The 376-nt window shown below is 53.7% G+C and carries 1 pseudogene; it reads right to left on the reverse strand.

Annotated features, from left to right (window positions below):
- A pseudogene (locus A8707_RS29415) lies at positions 1 to 376 on the reverse strand (ISKra4 family transposase); the annotation flags it as partial.

The following is a 376-nucleotide window of genomic DNA, read 5'->3' on the forward strand; positions in this document are numbered from 1 at the left end:
GATTGAGATAACTCCAGCATCTGTTGATAGAGGTGAGTGGCTGCCCCTGGGTCATGTTTGAGATGATGACAACTCTCCTGAAGCCAGTGCCGTTGCTGGGCTAAATTAATGGGATAGAGGGCCACCGCCACCGCACCGAGATACCCAGAGGCATGATAGAAATCCAGCACTTGTTCGTGGGTATGGCGGTTGAGGAATTGCCAGTTTGAGGCTGCCCCATCCGCAATTCCGAGATAGGTGGCTTGGGGATAACGGGCTTTCGTGCGCGCGATTTCTCGCTCTAGCCGTTCCAGAAACGTCGCCTTGCCATATTCGGGGGTGGCTCCCATATAAATGGTGTGTTGTCGGTCTCCAAACGCGTCATACAGACTGATGG

Origin of the sequence: Phormidesmis priestleyi BC1401, from assembly GCF_001650195.1 — a bacterium.
Classification (GTDB): domain Bacteria; phylum Cyanobacteriota; class Cyanobacteriia; order Leptolyngbyales; family Leptolyngbyaceae; genus Phormidesmis_A; species Phormidesmis_A priestleyi_B.